6 protein-coding genes and 1 pseudogene are annotated in these 4396 nt (G+C 62.0%); 4 read left to right on the top strand and 3 right to left on the bottom strand.

Translation table 11 applies throughout. The features are described from left to right. The first annotated feature begins 64 nt into the window (after window positions 1-64). The 4 genes from ACLQI9_RS27190 to ACLQI9_RS27175 all read left to right on the top strand — a co-directional run bounded on the left by ACLQI9_RS27190 (window position 65) and on the right by ACLQI9_RS27175 (window position 2108). Entirely contained in the window at window positions 65-877 is an 813-nt protein-coding gene (locus tag ACLQI9_RS27190) for a phage major capsid protein (RefSeq protein WP_442392427.1), read from the top strand. Window positions 878-924: 47 nt separating this feature from the next. Beyond that, window positions 925-1179, top strand: coding sequence for a hypothetical protein (locus ACLQI9_RS27185; RefSeq protein WP_442392426.1), 255 nt, complete (start codon window positions 925-927; stop codon window positions 1177-1179). Then, window positions 1179-1460 (top strand): hypothetical protein, encoded by a 282-nt coding sequence (locus ACLQI9_RS27180; protein WP_442378697.1) that lies wholly within the window; start codon window positions 1179-1181, stop codon window positions 1458-1460. Before ACLQI9_RS27185 ends, ACLQI9_RS27180 begins: the two co-directional genes overlap by 1 nt. Before the next feature lie 480 nt (window positions 1461-1940). Then, window positions 1941-2108: a hypothetical protein gene (locus tag ACLQI9_RS27175; RefSeq protein ID WP_442378696.1), complete on the top strand. Its 168-nt coding sequence runs from the start codon at window positions 1941-1943 to the stop codon at window positions 2106-2108. A 151-nt stretch (window positions 2109-2259) separates the two neighbouring features. Here the strand turns inward: ACLQI9_RS27175 and ACLQI9_RS27170 are convergent, their stop codons facing one another. The 3 genes and pseudogenes from ACLQI9_RS27170 to ACLQI9_RS27160 form a co-directional block, all read right to left on the bottom strand. Next, window positions 2260-2682 carry a hypothetical protein gene (locus ACLQI9_RS27170; protein WP_442378695.1) on the bottom strand — a complete coding sequence of 141 codons (423 nt, stop codon included), beginning with the start codon at window positions 2680-2682 and terminating at the stop codon, window positions 2260-2262. Window positions 2683-3013: 331 nt separating this feature from the next. Beyond that, window positions 3014-3139: pseudogene (locus ACLQI9_RS27165) on the bottom strand (DUF732 domain-containing protein); the annotation flags it as partial. Between the two features lie 204 nt (window positions 3140-3343). Beyond that, entirely contained in the window at window positions 3344-3634 is a 291-nt protein-coding gene (locus ACLQI9_RS27160; RefSeq protein ID WP_442378694.1) for a hypothetical protein, read from the bottom strand. Window positions 3635-4396 lie beyond the last annotated feature (762 nt).

Below are 4396 nucleotides of genomic sequence, written 5' to 3'. Positions count from 1 at the left end.
CAACGTCTACGCTATGAGCCGCGGCGGCCGCGGCTAATTCTGTTGTCTTCACAAACTCCGAACAATGCCGCGGTCACCGCCTCAACCAGCGCAGACACACCGCACACCACGATCTACGGCTGTAGTACTAGGCTTGACCGTGACTGAAAACCAAGTCACCCCAATGAAATTGGCAGGGACTGCCACTTGCACACTCGAAGTCTTCCAAGATACTGACAGGTATGGTGAGGGCTCGTTCGCCTCGTGGCTCCCGACCGAGTTGACGCGCTCGTTAATTAACGCCGAGAGTAGCGCGCTCCTGACCGCCGTTAACGGCACCGGAAATGCGACATTTAATGGGCTCCTAAATGTGAGCGGCACTTTGACTAGAGCAATGGGCACCGATTCGCCACTCGATTGCCTCGCGAAGGCTTACACAGATTTGCGCGTGGGCGCAGCTTTCGCGGATCCCGATCTCGTTCTTATCCACCCGGCAACTTTGGGTGCACTTAGACGGGCTAAGGATGCGGATGGGCGCTACGTCCTCGATTTGCTTGCCGGTCCGCTGAACCTGACCGCCTACGGTCAGCCGTCGACCGCCCCGGCGAATGAGCCGAACCCCTACAGCGTGATTCCTCAAGGCGTCAACGGCCATAGCGGAAACCTGTGGGGCGCGAATATTTTCACCACGACCCAGGTTGCTGCGGGCAAGGCCGTAGTGATGTCGGTGAAGGCCGGCGCGGGCATATTTTGGCAAAGGCTTGGCCTGACCATTTTCTACAACCCGTGGAGCCTCATGACATCGAACGAAATGTTTTGGTTGGCGGAAGAGCGTGTGGCACTTAGTGTTCCGCGCCCGACTGCGATCAACCTCGTCACCGGTCTCCCGACAAGCTAATGATGCCGTTTACGCCTCATCAGGGGGCGCCTCATTTCGGCGCCCAGTTGGAAGAGGACGTAAAACCGATCTCCCCGGTCGTGTTCATTGAGGCCGGGGAAGAGCAGGAGTTGAGCATGGCCGGCAAGGTCATCAAAGAGGCGACAGAGAATCCCGCTGCGCCGCTGAAAGTTAAAGTCAACGCCCCGTATCGCGTCGTACACGAGGGCAAGGGATACACCGACGGTGATGTGTTGGAGATCCCCGACGACGCCGAACACAAGATCTGGCTGCAATCCGGCTGGGTCACAAAGGAGAAATAATGGCTTACCAAAATGGAGTGGTGTCAGTCGGCACCACGGCCACATTAATTGCCACGCCCAGCTCTGCGCCTGATGTCGATGGCATCCTGATCCAGAACCTGGGCGCCGTCACGCTGTATCTGGGGGGTTCCACGGTCACGGCCGGCACGACCGCGACGGGCGGGCTGCAGGTGGCCGCCAACGCGATCGTGAACGTTCCTACGACTGGTGCCTCAAGTGAGGCGTTGTACGGAATCGTGGCCAGCTCGACCGCCAACGTGGCGTTTTTGTACCCCGGCTAAAAACCAGACCTCCCGTGGCCGGCGGCCCTCACTCCGCCCGGCGTGCGGGACGTGGCCCTGGGGCGGGTTACTTGGGCATGAGGAAGCCCGCCCCGGTGGCCCACCAATCAGAGGTGCAAAATGAAACTTCCTGCGCGCCAGTGGATTTCGATCCCCTTCACCGCTCGGCGCGCGGGACAGTGGCGCCGGGGGGCGGGGGTTACGGGCATTTCGCCCGCCCCCCGGTTTCCCCACCAGAGAGGTGAGGTCGCCGCAGGGTGGCGCCACGCCCACACCTATACCCAGAGCGATGCCCTGATAGTGAGTTACAGCTTTTGGGGACTAAAGACCCTTCAGCAGCCGACGCCCGGCGCCCTATCGTCAACCAACCTCCCTAGGCACGGAGCATTCGAGTCCGAGCCGAAACCCTTTTGAGGCTAGCCGGAACGGTGGCCCGCCCGTGACCCCCTCGGGCGGGCCACCTATTTGAGACGACGTGACATGAAGTACCACCACAAAGAGATCAAAAGTGCAGGTGACAAGGGGCGTGCCCTGTCCCTGCAACACCGCAATGAGAAACTGCGCCCCAGTGAGATCTTCGACTGGGACAAAGCCATCGCCCACCTCAAGGTGATGCTGGAGGAGCTTGACAAATCGAGCCGATCATGACCGAAGACCTGCTGTGGCAGAACTGCGGCTTCCGCTGGCGTGACAAACAAAATCCCTGGTCACCTGCGCCGCCCACTCCTCCATCTCGACCACCAGATAGTTCTGTGCGATCAGGTAGGGCGCTGGACGCTCCACGCCAGTCGGCCCGCGGCTAATCGAACTTGATTGTTTTCGCGGCTTCCTCTCTCCTGGTGCGCTCTGCCTGGCGGGCGCCCTCTTTGTCGTCCGCTGAGCGCTGCGCTTCAGCGGCGTGCTTCCGGTACTCCTCGCCCTCGGCGGCGATCCTGGAGACGATCTCTTTAAAGGAGTCCTGATGCTGTCCGACCTTCTCGATCGTGGTCTGGGCGACAACCAAGTGCTTCTGATCGTCAGCTACATGGACCCAGCCGGCCGGGCTCTTAGCCGCTACCCCCAGCGCCGCGGAGGCGTCTTGCTCGCCAGCCGTGAGCTTGCGGCATAACGGAAGGTACACGTCGTAAGACTGCGCATCCGTCTCCTCGACTCGAGGAGTCCCGATGAGCTTTAACACCTCGACAGGCGGCGCCAAGTCAGGTGGTCGCAGAACTCGCGCCATGTGTCCGACCTCCCTCGCAACATTGCGGCTAACTCAACCGTAGCCGAACCGCCGTCCCTGAAAGCACACCAAAAATTCGGCCCGCCACATGGAGAGGGTGTGGCGGGCCGATAGCTATTCAGACGTGAACTAGGACGATCCGGTTCCCCCGTCGCCAGCCTCCAGCTCGCCGACGTACTCGCCGTGCCCCGCGGCTGTGCGCTAACACAGCAACCCTCAGCGATTGCGACCGCCCCGCTGGACCAGCCAGAGGGTTAACGCGACGGAGGCGAACACGGCGATGCTGAGCAGGATGGCGGTTGTCATCGCACTAATCTATCGGTGAGCAAGGAGCAAGCCGCTCGTCGAGCAATTCATCGATCTGACGACTCGACGGCTCGCCGCCATGCTCGCGGGTTGAGCGCCGCACCGCGGCTAGCAGCCGTAGTTCGGAGTCGATGGTCTCCAGGTCGCGCATAGGCGATAGCGTGAATGCCCGGCCGGCGCAGCGCAATTCAGCTCGGCCAGGTGCTCGACGGCTGCCCGGTGGACGGCGGCTGCACCGGCCTGATCGCCTACGCCCGCATGGCCCAGCACCTCGACGCTGGCCGAGCACCTCGACGCCCTCGACGACGCCGAGCACCTGGCCGCCGCCGGAGTGCTGGTCGGGTCTTAGCCCGTCTCAGCCGCCCCCGCCCCCGCCGCCACTGGCATCCGTGCCATAACCCCACCAGTCCTGGGGGGTGTAGCCATAATTTGACTGCCATGGGGCCGGTGGTGGCGGTGGCGGCTCTGGCGCATTGGTGGGTGGATCCGCTGGCAGCGGCGCCGGAAGCACCTTCGACGCGCCACCGAGATCGGGTGCGGCATACGCCGGGAGGCTGACAGCGGCCATGGGTATGCCGATCAGCACCCCCGCCACCGCGACCTTCGTGATGCTGCTGCGGACGCCGGATGACCGTGTCCAAGTCATAGTTCACTCCCTTCACCGGGTCCCCGAATAACAATCCTTCGTCGGGCCCCGGATAGCTAATGTTTCCACTTAATTCATCCCTGATTCATCCCTGCGATAGATGTTCATCAAGGCGTAACACGAGGTCACCGAGCAGCACACCTATGAGCCGCATCGATCAGGTAATGGACGGTGCCGCGGCGGGGGCACACACTTCTTCGTCGCCGGTCAGGCCGGCGGGGACGATCTCGCCGGTCATGGCCGGACCAACTGTCTTGAATAGGTCTTGAAACTGCGCTGAATCGGCATTTTCGCAGCTCAAACGTGGTGCGCGGTACTGGGATTGAACCAGTTCATGGCGAACGGCGTCGCGGTATCCAGGAGCAAAGGGGTGGAGACAGTCAACGCCGGTTTGTGACAGCCCATAAGGGTGTATTTAGTCGTACATTCTTCGGTACTGGCGTCGCGCCGCGATAGGGAACACTCACTCCAAGATATTTGGCACCCCACCGCACATCGGCCGCCTGCGCCAACAGCGGATATGCACAGCGCATCCCGCGCCCTAGTGCGCGACTACCTGGACTGAGCGCCACCAGAAGTCGTCCCGACTGGGGCCACTTTGGCGCGAAGATTCGACATTACCCGCGTCGGACCCGTGAAGCATCCCGGGTTTCATGCACCCTCGGGGTTCTGTGAGCCGGCCGGTTGGTCGGTCACGTGCTGGGAATAGTACTGGGCTTCGGCTTCGGCGGGTGGGACTCGGCCGAGGCGGTGCATGAGGCG

This window comes from Mycobacterium sp. (assembly GCF_052143115.1).
In the GTDB taxonomy this organism is placed as follows: domain Bacteria; phylum Actinomycetota; class Actinomycetes; order Mycobacteriales; family Mycobacteriaceae; genus Mycobacterium.
This window is presented reverse-complemented; position numbering and strand designations above follow the sequence as displayed.

Coding starts and splice junctions, on each gene's coding strand:
- ACLQI9_RS27175 (WP_442378696.1), top strand. CDS start 1,941: ATGAAGTACCACCACAAAGAGATCAAAAGTGCAGGTGACAAGGGGCGT.
- ACLQI9_RS27190 (WP_442392427.1), top strand. CDS start 65: ATGCCGCGGTCACCGCCTCAACCAGCGCAGACACACCGCACACCACGA.
- ACLQI9_RS27170 (WP_442378695.1), bottom strand. CDS start 2,682: ATGGCGCGAGTTCTGCGACCACCTGACTTGGCGCCGCCTGTCGAGGTG.
- ACLQI9_RS27160 (WP_442378694.1), bottom strand. CDS start 3,634: ATGACTTGGACACGGTCATCCGGCGTCCGCAGCAGCATCACGAAGGTC.
- ACLQI9_RS27180 (WP_442378697.1), top strand. CDS start 1,179: ATGGCTTACCAAAATGGAGTGGTGTCAGTCGGCACCACGGCCACATTA.